Source organism: Mesorhizobium amorphae, assembly GCF_014843845.1.
In the GTDB taxonomy this organism is placed as follows: domain Bacteria; phylum Pseudomonadota; class Alphaproteobacteria; order Rhizobiales; family Rhizobiaceae; genus Mesorhizobium; species Mesorhizobium amorphae_A.
The window spans coordinates 99581-119754 of record NZ_JHQS01000131.1 but is presented as its reverse complement, the minus strand read 5'-3'; the positions used below and the strand labels follow the sequence as shown (position 1 = coordinate 119754).

22 protein-coding genes are annotated in these 20174 nt (G+C 63.9%); 12 read left to right on the top strand and 10 right to left on the bottom strand.

What is annotated here, in order from left to right:
* Positions 1-478: 478 nt before the first annotated feature.
* Complete coding sequence (locus tag DH08_RS35605) at positions 479-976, top strand: methyltransferase family protein (RefSeq protein WP_192183845.1); 498 nt, start codon at positions 479-481, stop codon at positions 974-976.
* A gap of 66 nt (positions 977-1042) precedes the next feature.
* Here DH08_RS35605 and DH08_RS35600 read toward each other — a convergent pair whose 3' ends face one another.
* Positions 1043-1939: a LysR family transcriptional regulator gene (locus tag DH08_RS35600; RefSeq protein WP_006202475.1), complete on the bottom strand. Its 897-nt coding sequence runs from the start codon at positions 1937-1939 to the stop codon at positions 1043-1045.
* Positions 1940-2010: 71 nt separating this feature from the next.
* Positions 2011-2985 carry a thioredoxin-disulfide reductase gene (trxB, locus tag DH08_RS35595; protein WP_192183844.1) on the bottom strand — a complete coding sequence of 325 codons (975 nt, stop codon included), beginning with the start codon at positions 2983-2985 and terminating at the stop codon, positions 2011-2013.
* A gap of 243 nt (positions 2986-3228) precedes the next feature.
* Between trxB and DH08_RS35590 the strand changes: the two genes are divergently transcribed.
* A complete protein-coding gene (locus DH08_RS35590) occupies positions 3229-3705 on the top strand; it encodes an Lrp/AsnC family transcriptional regulator (protein ID WP_006202477.1) in 477 nt (158 codons plus the stop codon).
* An 89-nt stretch (positions 3706-3794) separates the two neighbouring features.
* Here DH08_RS35590 and DH08_RS35585 read toward each other — a convergent pair whose 3' ends face one another.
* The 4 genes from DH08_RS35585 to DH08_RS35570 form a co-directional block, all read right to left on the bottom strand.
* Complete coding sequence (locus DH08_RS35585; RefSeq protein ID WP_192183843.1) at positions 3795-4439, bottom strand: HAD-IIIA family hydrolase; 645 nt, start codon at positions 4437-4439, stop codon at positions 3795-3797.
* Positions 4432-5004 carry a D-sedoheptulose-7-phosphate isomerase gene (locus tag DH08_RS35580; protein WP_006202479.1) on the bottom strand — a complete coding sequence of 191 codons (573 nt, stop codon included), beginning with the start codon at positions 5002-5004 and terminating at the stop codon, positions 4432-4434. The genes DH08_RS35585 and DH08_RS35580 overlap by 8 nt, the downstream gene beginning before the upstream one ends.
* Before the next feature lie 7 nt (positions 5005-5011).
* Positions 5012-6499, bottom strand: a complete 1488-nt coding sequence (gene rfaE1, locus DH08_RS35575) for a D-glycero-beta-D-manno-heptose-7-phosphate kinase (RefSeq protein ID WP_192183842.1) — start codon at positions 6497-6499, stop codon at positions 5012-5014.
* Between the two features lie 144 nt (positions 6500-6643).
* On the bottom strand, positions 6644-7276 hold the full coding sequence (locus DH08_RS35570) for a LysE family translocator (protein ID WP_192183841.1): 633 nt from the start codon (positions 7274-7276) through the stop codon (positions 6644-6646).
* A gap of 161 nt (positions 7277-7437) precedes the next feature.
* On the opposite strand from DH08_RS35570, the gene rfaD reads away from it, so the two are divergent.
* From rfaD to waaC, 3 genes are read left to right on the top strand one after another with little or no spacing between them, the layout of a single operon-like run.
* Positions 7438-8388, top strand: a complete 951-nt coding sequence (rfaD, locus tag DH08_RS35565) for an ADP-glyceromanno-heptose 6-epimerase (RefSeq protein WP_192183840.1) — start codon at positions 7438-7440, stop codon at positions 8386-8388.
* Positions 8361-9368 carry a lipopolysaccharide heptosyltransferase II gene (waaF, locus tag DH08_RS35560; protein WP_192183839.1) on the top strand — a complete coding sequence of 336 codons (1008 nt, stop codon included), beginning with the start codon at positions 8361-8363 and terminating at the stop codon, positions 9366-9368. Before rfaD ends, waaF begins: the two co-directional genes overlap by 28 nt.
* Positions 9365-10348, top strand: a complete 984-nt coding sequence (gene waaC / locus DH08_RS35555) for a lipopolysaccharide heptosyltransferase I (RefSeq protein ID WP_192183838.1) — start codon at positions 9365-9367, stop codon at positions 10346-10348. Before waaF ends, waaC begins: the two co-directional genes overlap by 4 nt.
* A 232-nt stretch (positions 10349-10580) precedes the next feature.
* Here waaC and greA read toward each other — a convergent pair whose 3' ends face one another.
* The gene (greA, locus tag DH08_RS35550; RefSeq protein WP_006202485.1) at positions 10581-11054 is read right to left on the bottom strand and encodes a transcription elongation factor GreA; all 474 of its coding nucleotides are present in this window, start codon (positions 11052-11054) and stop codon (positions 10581-10583) included.
* Between the two features lie 271 nt (positions 11055-11325).
* Positions 11326-11859 (bottom strand): tetratricopeptide repeat protein, encoded by a 534-nt coding sequence (locus tag DH08_RS35545; RefSeq protein ID WP_192183837.1) that lies wholly within the window; start codon positions 11857-11859, stop codon positions 11326-11328.
* 180 nt (positions 11860-12039) lie between these two features.
* On the opposite strand from DH08_RS35545, the gene DH08_RS35540 reads away from it, so the two are divergent.
* The 6 genes from DH08_RS35540 (at position 12040) to DH08_RS35515 (ending at position 17942) form a co-directional block, all read left to right on the top strand.
* Positions 12040-12465, top strand: coding sequence for a DUF3775 domain-containing protein (locus tag DH08_RS35540; RefSeq protein ID WP_006202487.1), 426 nt, complete (start codon positions 12040-12042; stop codon positions 12463-12465).
* Positions 12466-12541: 76 nt separating this feature from the next.
* Positions 12542-13444, top strand: coding sequence for an extensin-like domain-containing protein (locus tag DH08_RS35535; RefSeq protein ID WP_192183836.1), 903 nt, complete (start codon positions 12542-12544; stop codon positions 13442-13444).
* 122 nt (positions 13445-13566) lie between these two features.
* Positions 13567-14391, top strand: a complete 825-nt coding sequence (locus tag DH08_RS35530) for an extensin-like domain-containing protein (RefSeq protein WP_192183835.1) — start codon at positions 13567-13569, stop codon at positions 14389-14391.
* A 74-nt stretch (positions 14392-14465) separates the two neighbouring features.
* A complete protein-coding gene (locus DH08_RS35525) occupies positions 14466-15173 on the top strand; it encodes an LssY C-terminal domain-containing protein (protein ID WP_192183834.1) in 708 nt (235 codons plus the stop codon).
* A 101-nt stretch (positions 15174-15274) separates the two neighbouring features.
* The gene (locus DH08_RS35520; RefSeq protein WP_192183833.1) at positions 15275-16585 is read left to right on the top strand and encodes a hemolysin family protein; all 1311 of its coding nucleotides are present in this window, start codon (positions 15275-15277) and stop codon (positions 16583-16585) included.
* A 55-nt stretch (positions 16586-16640) separates the two neighbouring features.
* Complete coding sequence (locus DH08_RS35515; protein ID WP_192183832.1) at positions 16641-17942, top strand: glucoamylase family protein; 1302 nt, start codon at positions 16641-16643, stop codon at positions 17940-17942.
* Positions 17943-17955: 13 nt separating this feature from the next.
* Here DH08_RS35515 and DH08_RS35510 read toward each other — a convergent pair whose 3' ends face one another.
* A complete protein-coding gene (locus tag DH08_RS35510) occupies positions 17956-18936 on the bottom strand; it encodes a quinone oxidoreductase family protein (RefSeq protein WP_192183831.1) in 981 nt (326 codons plus the stop codon).
* 92 nt (positions 18937-19028) lie between these two features.
* Between DH08_RS35510 and DH08_RS35505 the strand changes: the two genes are divergently transcribed.
* Complete coding sequence (locus tag DH08_RS35505; RefSeq protein ID WP_192183830.1) at positions 19029-19430, top strand: winged helix-turn-helix transcriptional regulator; 402 nt, start codon at positions 19029-19031, stop codon at positions 19428-19430.
* Positions 19431-19484: 54 nt separating this feature from the next.
* On the opposite strand, the gene DH08_RS35500 is transcribed toward DH08_RS35505, so the two are convergent.
* Complete coding sequence (locus tag DH08_RS35500) at positions 19485-20090, bottom strand: NADPH-dependent FMN reductase (protein ID WP_192183829.1); 606 nt, start codon at positions 20088-20090, stop codon at positions 19485-19487.
* Between the last annotated feature and the right edge of the window lie 84 nt (positions 20091-20174).

Here is a 20174-nt window from a genome sequence, read left to right as displayed (position 1 = left end):
CTGCTTAATCGATGGAGCGCGTCTGCGCCATGTTACCCGAGGTTACATGTCACTGTTACGTGGCAATGCCGATCGACTTTTTTCGAGGTCAGTGGACTTCGGGCAACAAAAAAGCCGGATCAATAAAGATCCGGCTGAGTTTGATTGGAAGTGCCTGTTAAGGCTAACCTCCAGAGGGGAACACTCGAGGGCGCTAATGGGAGGAGAACGCGCCCAGGAGATGATCTATATATGTGCTCATCATGCCCAAGAAACAAGCATCTATTTTGCAACACACGCATGCAAAAAGACGCAGGCTGTGGTCCAACCCATTCCCAGGCGCGATAGGACCAGGAAAATCGCCGGAAATGGCGAAGGTTTCGCGGCCAAACCCGTTGCGGAACGCCGAACTAAGCCCCATTTTGCCGCCCAAACACAGAAACCGCCCGATGATGCGGAATCGGGCAGTCTCCGTTCAATTCTACGGCAGGATTTCGTGATGCGCACAATTCAGGCAATCGCCGGCAGCGCATTGTTCTTCATTGCGGCACCCGGCGTCGTCGCGGGCGTGGTGCCATGGGTGTTGACCGATCGCTATCGTTTGCCGCTGTCGACGCTGCCGGGCTTGGTCCCGGCCGGCTGGATCCTGATCCTCGCGGCGGCGGCCCTGCTGCTCCATTCCTTTGCCCGCTTCGCGCTCGAGGGGCTGGGCACGCCAGCACCGGTGGCGCCGACCGAAAGACTGGTCGTCGGCGGCATCTACCGCCATGTCCGCAACCCGATGTATGTGGCCGTGCTCTCGATCATCCTCGGCCAGGCGCTGCTGTTTTCGAGCTGGGCCGTCTTCGGCTACGGCATCGTTGCCGCCGCGGCCATGGTCTCGTTCGTCAGGCTCTACGAGGAGCCGACGCTCGCCCGCCGCTATGGCGCGGAATACGAAGCCTATCGCCGGGCCGTCCCCGGCTGGCTGCCTCGCCTGACGCCTTGGCGGGGGTGAGCCGCGTTGTCTCAGGGTATGTCGAGATTCAGGTCAGGCCGGCATCACCTGAATGTAGGCCTACCCTCAGAAGGACCAACTGCGCGCCTTGGCGATGATGAAATCGCGGAACACATGAAGCTTCGCCTGGTTCTTCATCGCATCCGGATAGGCGAAGTATGTGTCGAAGGACGGCACTTCGGTCTCCGGCAGCAACTGCACCAGGCCTGAGTCCTTGTTGATCACGTAGTCGGGCAGCATGGCGATGCCGGCGCCGCCCTGCACGGCGCGCTTGATCGACAATATGTCGTTGATCTGCAGCGTCGGCACCCTTTGCCCGCCTTCGAAATCGCCGACGGTCTCCAGCCAGTTCAGCTCCGACAGATGCGACGGCACCGGCACGCCGAAGGTGACGATGCGATGCGTCCTCAGTTCGGCAACCGAGGCCGGTTGACCGTGCTTGGCGACATAGGCCGGCGAGGCATAGAGATGGAAATGCACGGTGAACAGGCGGCGCTGGATGAGATCCGGCTGCTGCGGCTGGCGCAGCCGGATGGCGCAATCGGCCTGACGCATGGTGAGGTCGAGTTCCTCATTGGCGAGGATCAGCTGCAGGCTGATCTCGGGATAGAGCTCGATGAACTCCTGCACGCGTTCGGTCAGCCAGCCGGCACCCAGCCCCACCGTGGTCGTGACCCGAAGCACGCCGGACGGCCGGTCCTTGGCTTCGGTCAGCCGCGACTTGATCGTCTCCAGCTTCATCAGCACGTCATGCGCGGTGCGGAACAGCATCTCGCCCTGTTCGGTCAGCACCAGGCCACGGGCGTGACGGTTGAACAGCGGCACGCCGACGTCGTGCTCCAGCGCGCTGACCTGCCGCGAGATCGCCGATTGCGACAGGTGCAGTGTCTCGGCGGCATGGGTGAACGACCCCGCCTCCGCCGCAGCGTGAAACACGCGTAGCTTGTCCCAGTCCAGCGCCATGATTCCCCTCGCTCTGTTTTGGCGTCTGAATGAAAAATCAGGCTTTTAAACGACTTTCTCAAGTCGCTACGTTACTCCGCCGCCTCGCGGTGAACCTCGATACCGGCGAGATACTTTTCCGCCTCGAGCGCGGCCATGCAGCCGAGCCCGGCAGCCGTCACCGCCTGGCGGTAGATGTCATCGGTAACGTCGCCCGCCGCGAACACGCCGGGCACGTCGGTGCGGGTCGAGTCCGGTGCCGTCCACAGATAGCCATTGGGCTTCTGCTTCAGCTTGCCGACGAACAGCTCGACCGCCGGCGCATGGCCGATCGCCACGAACACACCATCGACCTTCAGTTGCATCACCTCGCCGGTTGCGATGTTGCGCAGCTTCAGCCCTTCTACCGAAGGCGGCAGCGGCGCCTTGCCGGGCTGGCCGGTGATCTCGTCGACGATCGTGTCCCAGATGACGCGCACGTTTTCCTTCTTGAACAGCCGCTCGCGCAGGATGCGCTCGGCGCGGAAATCGCCGCGCCGGTGAATGACCGTCACGCTCTTCGCCAGGTTGGAGAGATAGAGCGCCTCCTCGACCGCCGAATTGCCGCCGCCGATCACCGCGACGTCCTTGCCGCGATAGAAGAAGCCGTCGCATGTGGCGCAGGCCGACACGCCGAAGCCCATGAAGGTCTGTTCGGTCGGGATACCCAGCCATTTGGCCTGCGCGCCGGTGGCGATGATCAGCGCATCGGCGGTGTAGGTGGTGCCGGAATCGCCCTTGGCGCGAAACGGCCGCACATTGAGGTCGACCTCGGTGATGATGTCGTTGATGATGTCGGTGCCGACATGCTCGGCCTGCTTCAGCATCTGTTCCATCAGCCACGGGCCCTGGATCGGATCGCCAAAGCCCGGATAGTTTTCGACATCGGTGGTGATCATCAGCTGACCGCCCTGCTGCAGGCCGGCGACCAGCATGGGTTTCAGCATGGCGCGGGCGGCATAGATCGCCGCCGTATAGCCGGCGGGTCCGGAACCGATGATGAGAACAGGCGCGTGTTTGGTGGTCATGAAAAGCCTCTGTGGAGGGCAGCCAGGGATTGCGGCATGGAAATCACGCCTGATGTCGCGCGTAATGTAAGTGCTGCCCGCGACGCCAGCAAGGCAAGTTGGCCTTCGTCCCCGGAAAGCTTCGGCGCCGGCATATCCGGCAATATCCGTGTCCGGATCAAAAATCGTCGGCAGAGGGATGGAATGCATCCCGGAGTCTAATTAGAAATCACGAAAGATTCTTGCGCGCGGGGAAAGCCGACAATGCCGCTCAAAGCCGACCTCGACGCCATCGACTGGAAAATCCTGCGCGAACTTCAAAACGACGGACGCATGACCAATGTCGAACTGTCGAGCCGTGTCGGCATTTCGGCTCCGCCCTGCCTGCGCCGCGTCCGGCGGCTGGAAGAGACCGGCATCATCCGTGGCTACCGCGCTTTGCTCAACGCGCCGGCGCTCGGCATGGATGTCGTCGCCTTCTGCCTCATCGGCCTGCATCACCAGGCAGACGCCGAGCTCAAGACCTTCGCCGAGCGCACGCGCGGCTGGCCCATCGTGCGCGACGCCTGGATGGTTTCGGGCGAATCCGATTTCCTGCTGCATTGCGTGGCAAGCGACCTCGGCACGTTCCAGACCTTCGTCATCGAGGAGCTGGCCTCGGCGCCGAACGTCGACACGGTGCGCACCGCGCTCACCATCCGCCGGGTCAAGGATGAGGGTCTGGTGGCGTTTCCGGCCTGATCGATAACCTCGTCCGGTGGTATCCGACAATCTGAAAATCACGGAAAACCAGCAGCGTAGCGCCGGTTCTTGAATCTGCGGGAAGCGCTTCAGAGTGCCTCTATCGCGGCCAGCAATCCGTCCAGATCTTCGCGGTCGCGCAGCGGCGAAACCTTGAACCCTGCCTGCTCGGAGGCATCACCATCGACCAGCCAGCCGCTCGACAGGCCGGCGCGCTGTCCCGCCTCCATGTCCGCCTGTTTGTCGCCGACGATCAGCGAGCGCCGGAGATCGAGTTCGAGACGTTTCGCTGCCTCGATCAGCATGCCCGGATTGGGCTTGCGCATCGGATGGTTGGCGACCGTCAGCAGCCCGGTGCCTGCGTCGTGGTAGGCGCAGGCGAGAACCATGCCGACGAATGCACTCCTGTCCCGCAAGAGGTCGAGCACACGGCCGTTGACCGCGGCGAACTCATCCCAACCGGAATAACCGCGGGCGATGCCGGACTGGTTGGTTACCACCACCACAGGGATGTTGGCCCGATTGGCGGCCGCAATGGCAGGCGCGATGCTGTCGCGCAGCACGATGTCGGCCGGGTCGTCGGGATAGCCGGTATCGACGTTGATGGTACCGTCGCGGTCGAGGAACAGCGCTGGCCTGTTGGCCGGAAAGACCGTGCCGCCGATCCGCTCGATCCATAGCCCCGGCTCGACGAGCGGGTGCGGCGAAGTCTCGACGGTCGCCTTGTCAGCCATCGCTGAGACGGGCTTCGACCACCGCGCACAGATGGTGGTAGAGGCAAAGATGCCCCTGCTGGATGATCGGCGTCGAGGTCGAGGGCACGTTGAGCAATATGTCGGTCAGCGGCTTCAGCTTGCCGCCAGTGTCGCCGGTCATGCTGACCACCGTCATGCCCATCTTGCGCGCCTGCTCGGCGGCGGCAAGGATGCTCGGCGAATTGCCGCTCGTCGAGATGGCGAGCAGCACCGCACCGGCCGACCCGTGCGCCTCGACCTGGCGCGAAAACACTGTGTCGAAGCCGTAGTCATTGCCCCAGGCGGTCAGCACCGCCGCGTTGGCCGGCAACGCGATGACATTGTAGGCCTTGCGCTCCTTCAGGAAGCGGCCGACCAGTTCGCCGGCGATATGGATGGCATCGCTGGCCGAGCCGCCATTGCCACAAATCAGCAAGGCCTTGCCTTGCGAAAGCGCTGTGACAACAGCACTCACCGCCCGCTCCATCTCGCCCGTCAGGTCGCGCTCGGCCATCGCCGAGATCGCGGCCGCCGAGCGGACCAGGTAATCGTTCAGTTCGGACATGATACCCTCAGTTTGTGGTGGCGCGCAGTCTGCCGATGGTGCCGGTGGTGCTCTTGCCGGCGACGAGATCGACCAACACCACGCGCCCGCCCGCCTTCTGCACCACGTCGGCGCCAACCACGGTGTCGACCGTGTAGTCGGCGCCCTTGACCAGTATGTCGGGCAGCAAGGCCTCGATCAGCGCCAGCGGCGTGTCCTCCTCGAAAACGACGACGGCATCGACCGAGGCAAGGGCGGCGAGCACGCAGGCGCGGTCGTGCTGGTCGTTGACCGGGCGTCCCGGGCCCTTCAGCCGCCGCACCGAGGCATCGCTGTTGAGACCGAGCACCAGCCTGTCGCACTGGCTGCGCGCCGCATGCAGCAGGCTGACATGGCCGGCATGCAGGATGTCGAAGCAGCCATTGGTGAAACCGACGCTCAGGCCCTCATCCTTCCACGCCGCGACCATGCGTGCGGCCGATGTGGCATCAAGGATGGCATCCTTGTGGGCGGTCGGTCCGTGCGACCGAAACAGCGCGCCGGTGAGTTCCTCGACTGTCAGCCGAGCTGTGCCGCGCTTGCCCACGACCACACCGCCGGCGGCATTGGCGATGGAGGCGGCCATCACACGATCGGCGCCTGCGGCGAGCGCCAGCGCAAACGTCGCAATGACGGTATCGCCGGCGCCCGAAACGTCGAAGACTTCCCGCGCCTGCGTTGCGATGTGGCGGGCATCGTCAGGGCCGACGACACTCATGCCCTTTTCACTGCGAGTCGCCACGACGAAGTCAAAATCGTGTGCGGCGATCAGCTCCCGTGCGGCGGTGACGATCTCGTCATCGGCAAACACCGCGTGGCCGACGGCCTCGCCGAGTTCCTTGCGGTTGGGCGTGATCGCGGTCGCGCCGGCATAGCGCGCATAGTCGCGGCCCTTCGGGTCGACCAGAACCGGCTTTCCCGCATCGCGGCAGATCGAGATCAGTTCGCCGGCGACGCCGTCGAGCAGCATGCCCTTGCCATAGTCGGACAGGATGACGATGTCGGCCCGCGCAAGTGCGGCACGGAAATGCCCAACCAGCGTCGCCCGCTCGCTGGCCGCCAGCGGCTTCACTTCCTCCTCGTCGAAGCGCAGCACCTGCTGGTTGAGCGCGCTGAAGCGGCTCTTCGACGAAGTCATGCGGTCGCGGTCCTGCGCCAGGCCGCCGGTATCGGTGCCAAGCTCGCCCAGCATCCGCATCAGATTGTCGCCGACCGCATCTGTGCCGATGACCGAGACCGGGATCGCTGCGGCACCCAGCGAAACGATGTTGGCAACGACATTGCCCGCACCGCCCATCGCCAGCATCTCGCCGCGCCCGTGCAGCACCGGAATCGGCGCCTCGGGCGAGATGCGCTCGATGACGCCACTGACGAAACGGTCGAGGATGAAGTCGCCGACGACCAGAACGGTGACGTCACCAAAGTGCGCGATGGCGCGGTGCAGCGGTTCGGGAGAAGGCGGATTGTGCTTGATCATGTTACGGGCAACGCGCGGGAAAAGCCTGTTTTGAAAACGTTCCGGAGTTCGATCGGCAGGGCCGGTCGTTCATGGCGAAGCCGATATACCGCAATTCGAGCCAGCGCAACGGCGGCCGGGTCACGGTCAAGTATGGCTGATGGGTCAACTCTTCTGCAGGGCGACATGCACGCCCAGCCCGACCAGCACGGCCCCGCCCGCCCGCTGCATCATGCGCTGCGCGCGGCCTGAACGCCGCAACCGCGCAATCATCGCACCGGCCAGGAACACGCACATGATGTCGGCAGAGGAAAACATCAAATTGACGATCGTCCCAAGCACGACGAACTGCAGCCACACCGGAAACGCGGCCGAGGCATCGATGAACTGCGGCAGGAACGCCATGAAGAAGATCGCGGTCTTCGGATTGAGCACCTCGACGGTGACGCTCTCGAAGAAGGCGCGGAGGGCCGATTTCCGGTCGATGAGCGGCAACGCCGCATCGCCTTGCGCCCTGGCGCGAAACAGCGAAACGCCGAGCCAGATCAGGTAGAACGCGCCGATGAGCTTGACCGCCATGTAGAGCGGCGGCACGGCGTGGAACAGCACGGACAGGCCGGCAGCGGCGGCAATGACATGCACATAGCCGCCGAGATGGATGCCGAGCGACGCCGTCAGCCCGGACCAGCGCCCGCGCGCCATCGTCTGCGCCGCGGCATAAAGCATGGCCGGACCGGGGATGTAGGCGAAGATCGCCGTGGTGGCGAAAAAGGCGATAAGCAGTTCGGTCGACGGCATTGCCTTGTCCCTCATTATGCGCCGGGCGGCACGAGCCGACTGAAGCGGGAGCTTTGCGGCGCCACTGTGGCGAGCGCTCTTCATGCCTGCCTGCTTTATCGACAGGCCGGCACACCTCCCTTATAAGGCCGGAATCGGCAAGCGAAACCAGGGCCAGCAACATGATCATCGTCACGGGCGGCGCCGGCATGATCGGCTCGAACATCGTCGCCGCGCTCAACGCCGAAGGTCATGACGACATCCTCGTCGTCGACGACCTTACCGATGGCCACAAGATCGCCAATCTCGCCGACTTGCAGATCGCCGACTATCTCGACAAGGACGATTTCCTGGCCCGCCTCGAAGATGGCGGGCTCGGCCGCATCGAGGCCGTATTCCACCAGGGCGCCTGCTCGACCACCACCGAGTGGAACGGCAAGTACATGATGGACGTGAACTACGCGTATTCGAAGCGGCTGCTGCATGCGTGCCTCGCGCTGCGCGTGCCCTTCCTCTACGCCTCCTCGGCTTCGGTCTATGGCGGCGGCGCCGAGTTTCGCGAGGAGCCGCAATATGAGCGGCCGCTCAACGTCTACGCCTATTCCAAGAAACTCTTCGACGACTATGTCCGGCGCACCGTCTTCGACACCGATCATTCGCCGGTGGCGGGGCTGCGTTATTTCAACGTCTACGGACCGCGCGAGGCGCACAAGGGCGCCATGGCCTCGGTCGCCTTCCATCTGTTCAATCAGGTCGAGCGGGGACAGAACCCAAAACTGTTCGGCGCCTATGGCGGTTTCGGACCCGGCGAACAGAGCCGCGACTTCATCCATGTCGGCGATGTCGCCGACGTCAATCTGTGGCTGTGGAAGCGGGGCTCGAGCGGCATCTTCAACTGCGGCACCGGCCGCGCCCAGCCGTTCCGCGCCATTGCCGAAACGGTGATCGACACGCTGGGCAAGGGCGAGATCGAGTTCATCGAATTTCCCGACCATCTCAAGGGCAGCTACCAGAGTTTTACGCAAGCTGATATGTCCCGCTTGCGCGCAGCCGGCTACAATGGCCAATTCCGCACCGTCGAAACCGGCGTCAGAGACTATGTCGAATGGCTGAAAGCCCAACGATCCTCGTGATCGGCCCACGCTGGGTGGGTGATATGGTGATGGCGCAGTGCCTGTTCTCGGCGCTGAGAGATCAATATCCGAACGCCGCCATCGACGTGCTGGCGCCGGCCTGGGCAGCACCTTTGGTCAAGCGCATGCCCGAAATCCGCCAGCAGATCGACTTCCCGCTGAAACCCGGCGCGCTCGAATTCCGCATCCGCCGGCGTTTCGGCCGCCTGCTGCGCGGCCGCTACGACATGGCCTATGTCCTGCCGGGCAGTTGGAAATCGGCGCTGATCCCGTTCTTTGCCCGCATCCCGCGCCGCGTCGGCAACCTCAGGGAAATGCGCTATGGCCTGCTCACCGACATCGTGCCGCTGCCCGCCGCGGTGAAGCGGCGTACGGCGCAGGCCTATTTCAGTCTTGCCAGGGGCGGAACGTTCCAGGCGCCCAGGCTCACCGTGGACGCGGGCAACCAGGCTGCCCTGCTCGAACGCTTCGGGCTGAAGGCGGAGAAATTCGTGGCACTGATGCCCGGCGCCGAGTTCGGACCTGCCAAGCGTTGGCCGAGCGAAAACTATGCCGGCCTCGCCCGCGAGATGATGGCCAAAGGCCTGAAGGTGGCGTTGTTCGGCTCGAAGAACGACGCCGACGTAACTGGCGAAATCGCCGCCTTGGCGCTAGGCGCTGTCGATCTGGCCGGCAAGACGCGGCTGGAGGACGCCATCGACCTGATATCAGCTGCCAGGCTCGCAGTGTCCAACGACAGCGGCCTGATGCATGTCGCCGCCGCCGTCGGCACGCCGGTCGTCGCCGTCTATGGCTCGACATCGCCCAAAAATACGCCGCCGTTGGCGGAACACTCCGAACTGGTCTGGCTCGGCCTGTCGTGCTCGCCCTGCCACCAGAAGATCTGCCCGCTCGGCCATCTCAATTGCCTGAAGGCGCTTGAAGTCGGACAGGTCGTCGCGGCGGCTGACCGCTTGCTGAAAATACCGGCCGCCGCATGAAGGTGCTGATCGTCAAGACCTCCTCAATGGGCGATGTCATCCATACGTTTCCGGCCGTCGAGGATGCCCGCCGCCATCGCCCGGACGTGTCGTTCGACTGGTGCGTGGAGGAGGCTTTTGCCGGCATTGTTGGCCTGCATCCCGCGATCGGGAAAATCCACACCGTAGCTATCCGGCGCCGGCGCAAGCGGCTCTTCGACAGCGACACTTGGCGCGAGGCCACAAACCTGCGCCGTGCCTTGCGGGCCTGTCGCTACGACCTTGTCATCGACGCACAGGGCTTGCTGAAGTCGGCCCTGGTGGCGAAGCAGGCTGCGGCTCCGATCGCCGGCTTCGACCGCTCGAGCGCACGTGAACCGTCGGCTACCTGGTTCTACGACCGCCGCTACGCCGTGCCGCGCGACCTGCATGCCATCGAACGCACGAGGCGGCTGTTCGGCCTGGCGCTCGGTTACCAGCCCGATCTTTCCGAACTCGGCTCCGGCATCGTGCCGCCGGCCGACGGCCTGACTGGGGTCAGCGGCAAAACCGCCGTCCTGCTGCACGGCACCAGCCGCGAGGACAAGAAATGGCCGGTGGCGGACTGGATCGAAACCGCCCGGCTGGTGGTCGACAGGCAGATGACGCCGGTCGTCACCTGGTCGAACGAGCCGGAAAAGGTTGTGGCCGAAGCGATCGCCAGGGCTGTTCCGCAGACCGTGCTGGTGCCGAAATCGCCGCTCGCCGTCATTGCGGCGATCATCGGCCGATCGGCCTTCGTCATCGGCGCTGACACCGGCCTTACCCACCTCGCCAGCGCCTTCGGCCTGCCGACGGTCGCGGTGTTCCTGGCCACCGAGCCCGGCCTGACCGGCCCGCGCGGGCCGTACGCATCGACGCTTCTGGCCGCGCCTGGGGACCGTGTTGAGCCGGGAGAGGTGATGGTGGAGGCTGAAAGGCTAATGGAAGGACAGACGCTTGGTCAGACCAGCAAGAATTGATTTTGATCAATTCAATCGGAAAGGTCAGCGCTGCCCCTCATTGCCCTACCGGGCATTTCTCCCCGTAAACGGGGAGAAAGAAGCTGGCCGCAACGCTGGTGATTGGCGAAATCGTCTATGACGGCGTCCTTCTCCCCGTTCACGGGGAGAAGATGGCGGCAGCCAGATGAGGGGCGGCGCAACGTATTGATATTGTAGGTTTCTGCCTAAGGGCAGAACGACAGCCAGTGCCTCAAATAAACTGCACCTGGACGATCTCATAACCCCTGGCACCACCTGGTGCATTGACCTCGATGGCGTCGCCGACCTCCTTGCCGATCAGCGCACGGGCGATCGGCGAGGAGATCGAGATGCGGCCCGACTTCACGTCGGCTTCCTGGTCGCCGACGATCTGGTAGGTCTTCTTCTCTTCGGTGTCCTCATCGACCAGCACCACAGTGGCGCCGAACTTGACCTTGTCGCCGCTGAGCTTGGTGACGTCGATCACCTCGGCCCGCGCAATCAGATCTTCGAGCTCGTTGACGCGACCCTCATTGTGGCTCTGCGACTCTTTCGCAGCATGGTATTCGGCGTTTTCGGAAAGGTCGCCATGCGAGCGCGCTTCGGAGATCGCCTCGATGATGCGCGGCCGCTCTTGCTGCTGGCGCCAGCGCAGTTCTTCCTTCAATGACGCGAACCCCTCGCCTGTCATCGGGACCTTGTTCATGATGCCTGACCTTTCCTGCCGCCACCCCCGCGTTTCGGGGATAGCCTTGTCGATGGGTACAAAAAGAAAACGGTCCGGCAGCCTCGGGCTAACGGAACCGTTTCACCGCAATTTGGCTGAATATAGCAATCTTCACGCGTTTTTCACGCCCAAAAATGGGTTTTTGAAAAATCCCCCGCCGATTCCGAACCTGACGTTGCGGCAGGTGCGCAGGAGGCAACAAAAACCGGCTGCGATCGCCCGCAGCCGGTCCAATGCTCGGCGGATCGGATCAGCTCCGCATGAAATGATCGATCTGCTGGGCCAGCATGCCGTATTCGCGCGAACCCTTGCCGGTGCGCTTCTCGATCTCGCTGAGTTGCTCGCGGGCGCCGGCGAGATCGCCCATCTGCAGATGCGCCTCGCCGAGATATTCGCGCACCAGCGTATAGTCAGGGTTGATGCGCAGCGCTTCCTCGTAATAGCCGAGGCCGACTGTGATGCGGCCGGAATGGCGATGCGAATAGCCGAGATAGTTGAGGATGCGCGGATCCTGCTTGTTGGCGGCAAGGCTGAGCACGGCGATCGCCTCGTCATAGCGCCCGGCCATCGCCAAATCGTGGCCGGCCTCATAGATGTTGTCGTCGTCCAGCATGCCGTATTTCGGCGTGACACACTTCTTCAGCTTCTTGTCCCAGACCTCACCCTTCTTGCACTTGGGCGTGTCGCCACCACCGCCACCGCCTTCACCAGCCGTGAATGCGGGGGCCGCAAACAGCGGCAGGGCGGCAATAGCCATGACCTGAATCAGCAAACGTCTGCGCATCGAAGCCTCCTTGAGAATGACAATGCGATACTAACGCAGGTGCCTCGTCGTTTCATCCCGGAAAGAAACAGCGGCCGCCAACATTTGCAGTTTGACGCCCGCATACCGAAGATGACGTGACGAATGCTGTAAATCCGCTATCATCCGGCAAACGGCCAATGGAGCATGCGGAGAAGGCCCGTGCAGCAGCGCCTCGAAAGGGAATGGGAGCTTTCGATCGGCCCGGACACCGTGCGCCTGTTCATACTCAAGGCGAAGGCGCTGAGCGCTGCCGTCAACGAAGACTATGCCGACGGTGCCGAGCATGAGATCGAACTCGACGGCCAGTCGCACGACAACCATCACCATGACGGTCTCGCCGAGGAAAGTTCGGAAAACCTGACCGAGGAGGAATTTCGCGAACTGATCAACGACCTCAATGTCGACGAGGCGGCCGAACTGGTCGCGCTGGCCTGGGTCGGCCGGGGCGACTACGACGCATCGGAATGGGCCGACGCGCTGGCGGCCGCGCGCGAGCGTGCCAACAAGCGCACGGCGAAATATCTGCTCGGCATGCCGCAGCTCGCCGATTGGCTGGAAGAAGGACTGGAAGTGATCGGCGCGTGACATTGCGGTTACCGATCGTGATCGGCCGAATGCGCTTTCCGAGGCAACTTCCGCACGGCCCCGCCGTTTGGGGGCGATGGCGGTGCTGACCTTCCCCGGATTTTACAGATTGGCGCTGCCTTTGGCGGCGGCGATGCTGTTGGCGGGGCCAGTGCTCGCCAAGGCTCCGAAACTTCCTGAATCCGCGCCTGTGCCCGAGCTCAATCAACCGGGACCAACGCCGGAACCCGAGCCGGCGGACGTTCCGGTTCCCGAGCCGCGCCCGACCAACGCGCCGTCCGGCCCGTCCGAACCGCCGGCAACGGCACCCATGCCTGCCGAAAAGCCGACGCAGGCAGAGCCGCCGGCTAGCGCGCCGGGCCTGCCGGAGAAACCGCCGGAGGAGAAAAAGACCCTTCCCGATCCGCGATCGGCCTCAATTCCCGCCGGTGAAATGCCCGAGGAAGAACTGGCCTGCCGGCGACGGCTGAAATCGCTGGGCGTCGACTTCGAGGAACACAAGGCCGAGCACGATCAAGAGATCGGCTGCTCGATCCCCTACCCGATCACGTTGAAGACACTCGGAAAATCCATCGCGATCACCCCTGCCACCGAGCTGAATTGCGCCATGGCCGAGGCGTCGGCACGCTTTGTCGCCGATGTCGTCCAGCCCGTGGCGAAAGCCGAATTCAGCGCCGACCTGAAGTCGATCGGCCAGGCCTCCGCCTTCGTATGCCGGCCGCGCCATAACGGTGGAAAGCTGTCGGAGCACGCCTTCGGCAACGCGCTCGACATTGCAACCTTCACGCTCTCGGACGGCAAGAAGATCGAGGTCGGCCCGACGCCGCCCGAAAAGGACGCGAAATTCCTGAACGCGGTGCGCAAGGCAGCCTGCGGGCCGTTCAAGACCGTGCTTGGCCCGGGCAGCGACGCCGACCATTCGCTGCACTTCCACTTCGACCTTGAGCCGCGTCGCCACGGCGGCACTTTCTGCCAGTGAGCGAAAGGCGTGGTGTAGAGAGCGGCGCGCCGCAATTTGGCCGCAGCCGTGAACGCCGGCGCTGATTTTTCCTTTACTCTTGGCGACTAGACTTGTGCCATCCGGGACAGGGATGCCTTTCAATGGCCGGAAGATCTGGCGCCATGTTTGCCATGGCACGGTACAAGAAACATGCGCGCATCGCCGTCGGGCGGCTGGCGACAGTGCTTGCGATTGCGGCGGTGTCGGCCTGCACCACCGGAGATGTCTTCTCGCTCCAGCCCGCCGTCGATGTCGGAAGCCAGACCGCCGCGGTGCCCGCCGCCGTCCCGGAATACCAGGGCATGCAGCGCCTCGTTCCCTCCAACCCCTATATGACAGCCGCCTATCCGCGCATGGACGAGCCGATGTCGCCGCTTGAACAAATGCCGGCCAGCGAGATCGACTGTCGCAGCGAGCTGAAGCGCCTCCGCGTCGCTTACACCGATCTGGCGCCGATCCATGAAGGACAATGCGGCATCGACTATCCGGTCAAGGTCTCGGCCATCGGCAGCATCCAGATGAAACCCGCCGCGACGCTGACCTGCGACATGGCCGCCACCTTCGCCGGCTGGACGAAGAACGAACTCGTGCCGTCCGCCCGCTGGCGCTATTTCTCCGGCGTCAAGACCATCCACCAGGGCTCCAGCTATTCCTGCCGCAACATCGCCGGCGAAGGTGTGTTGTCCGAGCACGGCAAGGGCAATGCGCTCGACGTGATGAGCATCGAGCTCAACAATGGCGACGACATCGACGTGCGCAAGCCCGGCCTGTTCGCCTTCCGCACCCGCGGCTTCCTCAACACCGTGCGCGCCGACGGCTGCCAGTATTTCACCACCGTGCTCGGTCCCGGCTACAATTACGACCACCGCAACCATTTCCATTTCGACATCAAGAACCGTAAGAGCGGCTACCGCGCCTGCCGCTGAGCCCAGACGGATGACCTCTGCCCAAGGCTGGCAACGCCGCATAGAATGATGCCGTACATGTTCGGCGGTATCGGATGAGCCAACGCACCCTTCGACGACGCGCCGCAATCTGGCTGGCGGCGTTCTGCGCCTTCTATCTGGCGCTCGCCTATTTCGCGGCGCCCGAATTCTGGACGTGGCGGGACCGCGGCTTCCGCACGCAGCGCTTCGAGATGATCACGCACACGCCGCAAGGCATCCCGGGCGACCCGATCAATGTCGGCCTTGTCGGCACCGAAAAGGAGGTCGTCCACGCCTTCGCCGTCGCCGGCTGGGATACGGCAGACGCCGTCACGCTGAAGACGGCGATCGAGATCGGCGAAAGCGTGCTGTTCGGCCGCCCCTACCCTGACGCTCCGGTCAGCCGGTTGCTGTTCGAAGGCCGCGCCCAGGATCTGGCCTTTGAAAAGTCGGTCGGCGACAGCGCCGACCGGCGTCACCACGTCCGCTTCTGGCAGGCCGACGCCCGCGGTGACGATGGGCGGCCGCTCTGGCTCGGATCCGCCAGTTTCGACCGTGGCGTCGGCCTCAGTCACGACACCGGCGCCATCACCCACCATATCGGTCCCGACATCGATGCCGAGCGTAACTTCCTGATCGGCGACCTCCGCGCCGCTCGCATGCTGATCTCGACCAGCGACATACCAGGCATCGGCGCGACGAAGACCGGGCGCAATGGCGGCGGCGATCCCTATTTTACCGACGGCAAGGCAGTGATTGGCATGCTCAGGCAATTGCCTTGAGATCATAGTCCGGGTTCGGATTGAAATGGTCGTGAGCGTAATCTTCTAAAAATCATGGCTGACTATTTTCGAAGACCTCGCCGCAATGCTATTGACCGCGCATGCTTTACGTCGAAATCGCCACCGTGGTCGTCCTCATCTGCGTGAACGGCCTTCTGTCGATGTCGGAACTTGCCATCGTCTCGTCACGGCCGGCCCGCCTCAAGACGATGATCGACCGCAACGTCAAGGGTGCCGGCCGCGCGCTGGCGCTTGGCGCCAATCCTGGCAAATTCCTGTCCTCGGTGCAGATCGGCATCACCCTGGTCGGCGTGCTCTCCGGCGCCTTCTCCGGCGCCACGCTCGGCGCGCGGCTGGCGCAGTTCCTCGCATCGACCGGTATTCGTGAAAGCGCCGCTGACCCGCTCGGCGTCGGCATTGTCGTCGCCTTGATTACCTATGGCTCGTTGATCGTCGGCGAGCTGGTGCCCAAGCAGATCGCGCTCCGCGACCCTGAAAGGGTTGCCGCGAGGGTCGCGCCGGCGATGACCATCCTCGCCACCGTCTCGGCACCGCTGGTCTTCCTGCTCGACTTTTCCGGTCGCGCCATATTGTGGCTGCTTGGCCAGCGCGGCCAGAGCGACGAGAAGGTCACCGACGAGGAGATCAAGATGCTGGTCGCCGAGGCCGAGCACCACGGCACCATCGAATCCGACGAGCGGCGCATGATCGCCGGCGTCATGCGGCTCGGCGACCGCGCCGTGCGCGCGGTGATGACGCCGCGCACCGAGGTCGACTGGATCAATCTGCAGTCCGACGAGACCACCATACGCAAGCTCTTGACGGAGACCCAGCATTCGCGCCTGCCAGCCGGCGACGGCGGCGTCGACGCCATGATCGGCGTCGTCCAGACCCGCGACGTGCTGGCGGCGATCCTCGGCGGCAGGGCGCTGGAGCCGCGCCGCCATGTGCGCGCCGCCCCCATCGTGCATGACCAGGCCGATGCACTCGACGTGCTGTCGAAGCTGAAGGAATCGGATGTGCCGATGGCCCTGGTCCATGACGAGTACGGCCATTTCGAAGGCATCGTCACCCCGGCCGACATCCTGGAAGCAATCACCGGCGTCTTCCGCGCTGACCTCGACGCCGGCGAAGAGGAAAACGCCGTCAAGCGCGAGGACGGCTCATGGCTGCTCGCCGGCTACATGCAGGCCGACGAGATGGCGGACATTCTGGGCATCGACCTGCCGGAAAACCGCGACTACGAGACCGTCGCCGGCTATGTCCTGTCACACATGCACCATTTGCCGGCGACCGGCGAATGCGTCGACGCGCAAGGCTGGCGCTTCGAGGTGGTCGACCTCGACGGCCGCCGCATCGACAAGCTCATCGCCACGCGGCTGGCGAGCGGCCACCGCGAAGTGGTGCGCTGACTTTCGCAATGTCGGCTTTTTGCGAAGCACAGCGAAAGCCTCTATATCGGCAGCCATGGATGCATCGAGCGAACACAAGCTGAACGATGAGCTTCTCTCGAACACCCAGCGCCTGTCCTTCGACTATTTCCTCAACGAGGCCAACCCGGCCAATGGCCTGGTCGCCGACCGCAACACGCCAGGATCGCCCGCCAGCATAGCCGCCGTCGGGCTCGCTTTGTCGGCCTATCCCGTCGGTGTCGAGCGCGGTTTCATGACGCGCGCCGCCGCCGTTGCACGAACGCTCGCCACGCTTCGCTTCTTCTGGAACGCGCCGCACGGGCCGGAGCCCGACGCCACCGGCTACAACGGCTTCTACTATCATTTCCTCGACATGAAGACCGGCCGCCGCGTCTGGAAGTGTGAGCTGTCCACGGTCGACACGGCGCTCCTGCTGGCCGGCATGCTGGCAGCCGGCGCTTATTTTGACGGGGACGACGAAGCCGAACTGGAAATCCGTCGGCTCGCCGATGCGCTCTACCGCCGCGCCGACTGGCGCTGGGCGCAGAACGGCGGCGCCACCGTCACCCATGGCTGGCGGCCCGAAAAAGGCTTCCTGCGCTACCGCTGGCAAGGCTACGACGAGGCGGTGATCCTTTATGTGCTGGGCCTCGGCTCGCCGACCTATCCGCTGCCGCCCGAGAGTTATGCGGCCTGGCTGTCCACCTACAAATGGAAGACGATCTATGGCCGGGAATTGGTTTATGCCGGTCCTCTGTTTGTCCACCAGTTCTCGCATGTCTGGATCGACTTTCGCGGCATCCGCGATGCTTTCATGCGCAATCACGGCAGCGACTATTTCGAGAACAGCCGCCAGGCGACCCATCTGCAGCGCGACTACGCCATCCGCAATCCGAAGGGTTTCAGTGGTTATGGCGAGACTTGCTGGGGCATCACCGCGAGCGACGGCCCGGGCCCGACAAAACGTCAGAAAACGGTTGTTGGCCGCCGCTTCTACAGCTATCTGGCGCGCGGCGCGCCTTTCGGTCCGGATGACGGCACGCTGTCGCCATGGGCGGCGATCACCTCATTGCCCTTTGCGCCGGAGATCGTCCTGCCGGCGCTGCGCCATTTCCACGAGATCGACCTGCACGAGGGCAACCCTTACGGCTTCACAGCAAGCTTCAATCCGACAATCGCCGCCGCCGACGGCCGCTCCTGCGGTTGGGTATCGCCGGACCATGTCGGCATCAATCAGGGACCGATCGCCCTGATGATCGAGAACTACCGATCGGACTTCCTGTGGCGACTGATGCGCCGCGTGCCGGCCATCGCCGCGGGGCTGCGCCGTGCCGGCTTTTCGGGCGGTTGGTTATGAAGAACCTTTAGACTCATAGCATTAGCACGACCTTGCCGGTCGAGCGCCGATCATCGAGCAGGCGATGCGCCTCGCCGACCTGGTCGAGCGGGAAGCGTGCGCCTGTCGTCACGACAAGCTGCCCGCCGGCGGCAAGCTGGAAAAGGTCCGACAGGTTCTCTCGCAGCCCCGCGGGCGAAAGCAGCGGCTGCAACGCGAACCCCCTGAGCGACTGGTTGCGGCCGATCATCGCTTCCAGCTCGGCAGTGCCCAGTGCGTATCTGCCGAGCGCGGCAAACACCAGCTCGCCACAGGGCGCGAGTGCGGCGAGCGCTGCCGCCGTTAGCGAGCCGCCGACGGTGTCGTAGACGATGTCGACGCCGGCGCCGCCTGTCGCCTCCCGCACCGCGGCGGCCCAATCCGCCCTGCTGTAATCGACCGAAACATCGGCGCCGAGCGACACTGCCAGATCGAGCTTGGCCTTGCTGCCGGCGGCTGCGATCACAGTGCTGGCACCGCTTCGTTTGGCAAGCTGGACGAGCAGCGACCCAACACCGCCGGCGGCCGCAGTGACCAGCGCCGATTTGCCGGCCGGCGGGCTTTGGCGCAACAGATGCAGGGCTGTCAGCCCCTGCACCATCAACGCCGCCGCATCCCCGAAAGAGAGCGTTTCAGGCAAAGGCACCGCCAGGCCCGCATCGATCGTCACATAGTCGGCGTAGCCACCGAAGGGGTGGCTTGAGGCAAAGAGCGGTGCCGCGACGCGTGCGCCAAGCAGCTTTGCATCGACCCCTTGCCCGATGGTCTCTACAACCCCGGCAGCCTCGACGCCGAGGATCATGGGCAATTGCGGCGTCACCGCGTAGCGATCGGCGCGCATCAGCGCCTCGAAGAAATTCACGCCGGCCGCATGGACGCGGACCAGCACCTCGCCGCCTTGCGGCTCGGGCTTTGGCATGTCGACGACATCAAGAACGTCGGGACCGCCGAAACGGGTGAGTTGAATGGCTCTCATGGCAACCTCGCTATGGCAACGGCTGCTGTTTGCCACTATCTGCGGAGCCGGGACTACACACTCATTTCTCCCCTGCTGACCGGAAGGTGACCATGACCGGACCGATCAAGAGACTGCCGATGCTGCCGGCGGAACGCGCCCTGAAAGTAATCTCGGGCCGCTGGAAAGCTGTGATCCTCTATCACCTCTTCGATGGACCTAGGCGGCTGTCGGCGCTGAAATCGCAAGTGCCCACTATCACTCAGAAGGTGCTGATCCAGCAGTTGCGCGAAATGGAAGAGCACGGCCTCGTCAGCCGTGAAATCTTCGCCGAAATCCCCTCGCGCGTCGAATATTCCGCGACGCCGCTTGGCCTCAGCCTCGAGCCCATCCTTTTGGCGCTCTGCGAATGGGGACAGCACCATGCCGACGAGCTGGACGAACAGGATCGCCTGGCCGACTGCATCATCAGGCCCCGGCAGGCGCAGCAAACGCCAGCAGCTTCCGGAAATTGAAAAGGGCGGCGCAAGCGCCGCCCCATATCCTTGGGAGGACAGTTCGAAAGGCGATCAGGCCGCCTTGGCTTCCTGGTCGATCGCATCGGCGTTGCGCGCTGCCTTCAGGACCTTGGCCCACCAGGCGACGTCGTTGACGAGCGCGGTGGCGGCCTGGTTCAGGTGTTCCAGCTCCTCGAGCTTCTTCTCACCTTGACGGACGGCGAGGAAATCGCCCCAGGCGATGTGAACCGCCGACTTGACCGGCGCCATCTGCAGTTCGACCGCATGCAGGCGCAGCTGCTCGACGGCGCGCGCGCCGCCGACGCTGCCATAGCCGACGAAGCCGGCGGGCTTCTTGTTCCACTCATTGGCGGCGTAATCGATGGCGTTCTTCAGCACGGCCGTTGGGCCGTGATTGTATTCGGCGGCGGTGAAGATGAAGCCGTCGAACTCGGCGACCTTCTTCTGCCAGCGCTGCGCAACTTCGTTCTGCGACGGCGCCCAGGCGGAGGACGCGACCTCGTCGAAGAACGGCAGCGGGAAACCGCGCAGATCGACGACTTCGACGTCGATGTCGGCATGCGACTTGGCGATCTTGGCGATCCACTGGGTGGGCACGTCGGCGAAACGCGCGGCGCGGGTCGAACCGACGACGATAGCGATTTTGGGCTTGGACATGTTGGGAGGCTCTCCATGCAGGAAATAGTGGTATCGTTTAGATACCTGAGATATATGAGTGACTGTCCGCGCCAAGCGCAAGGA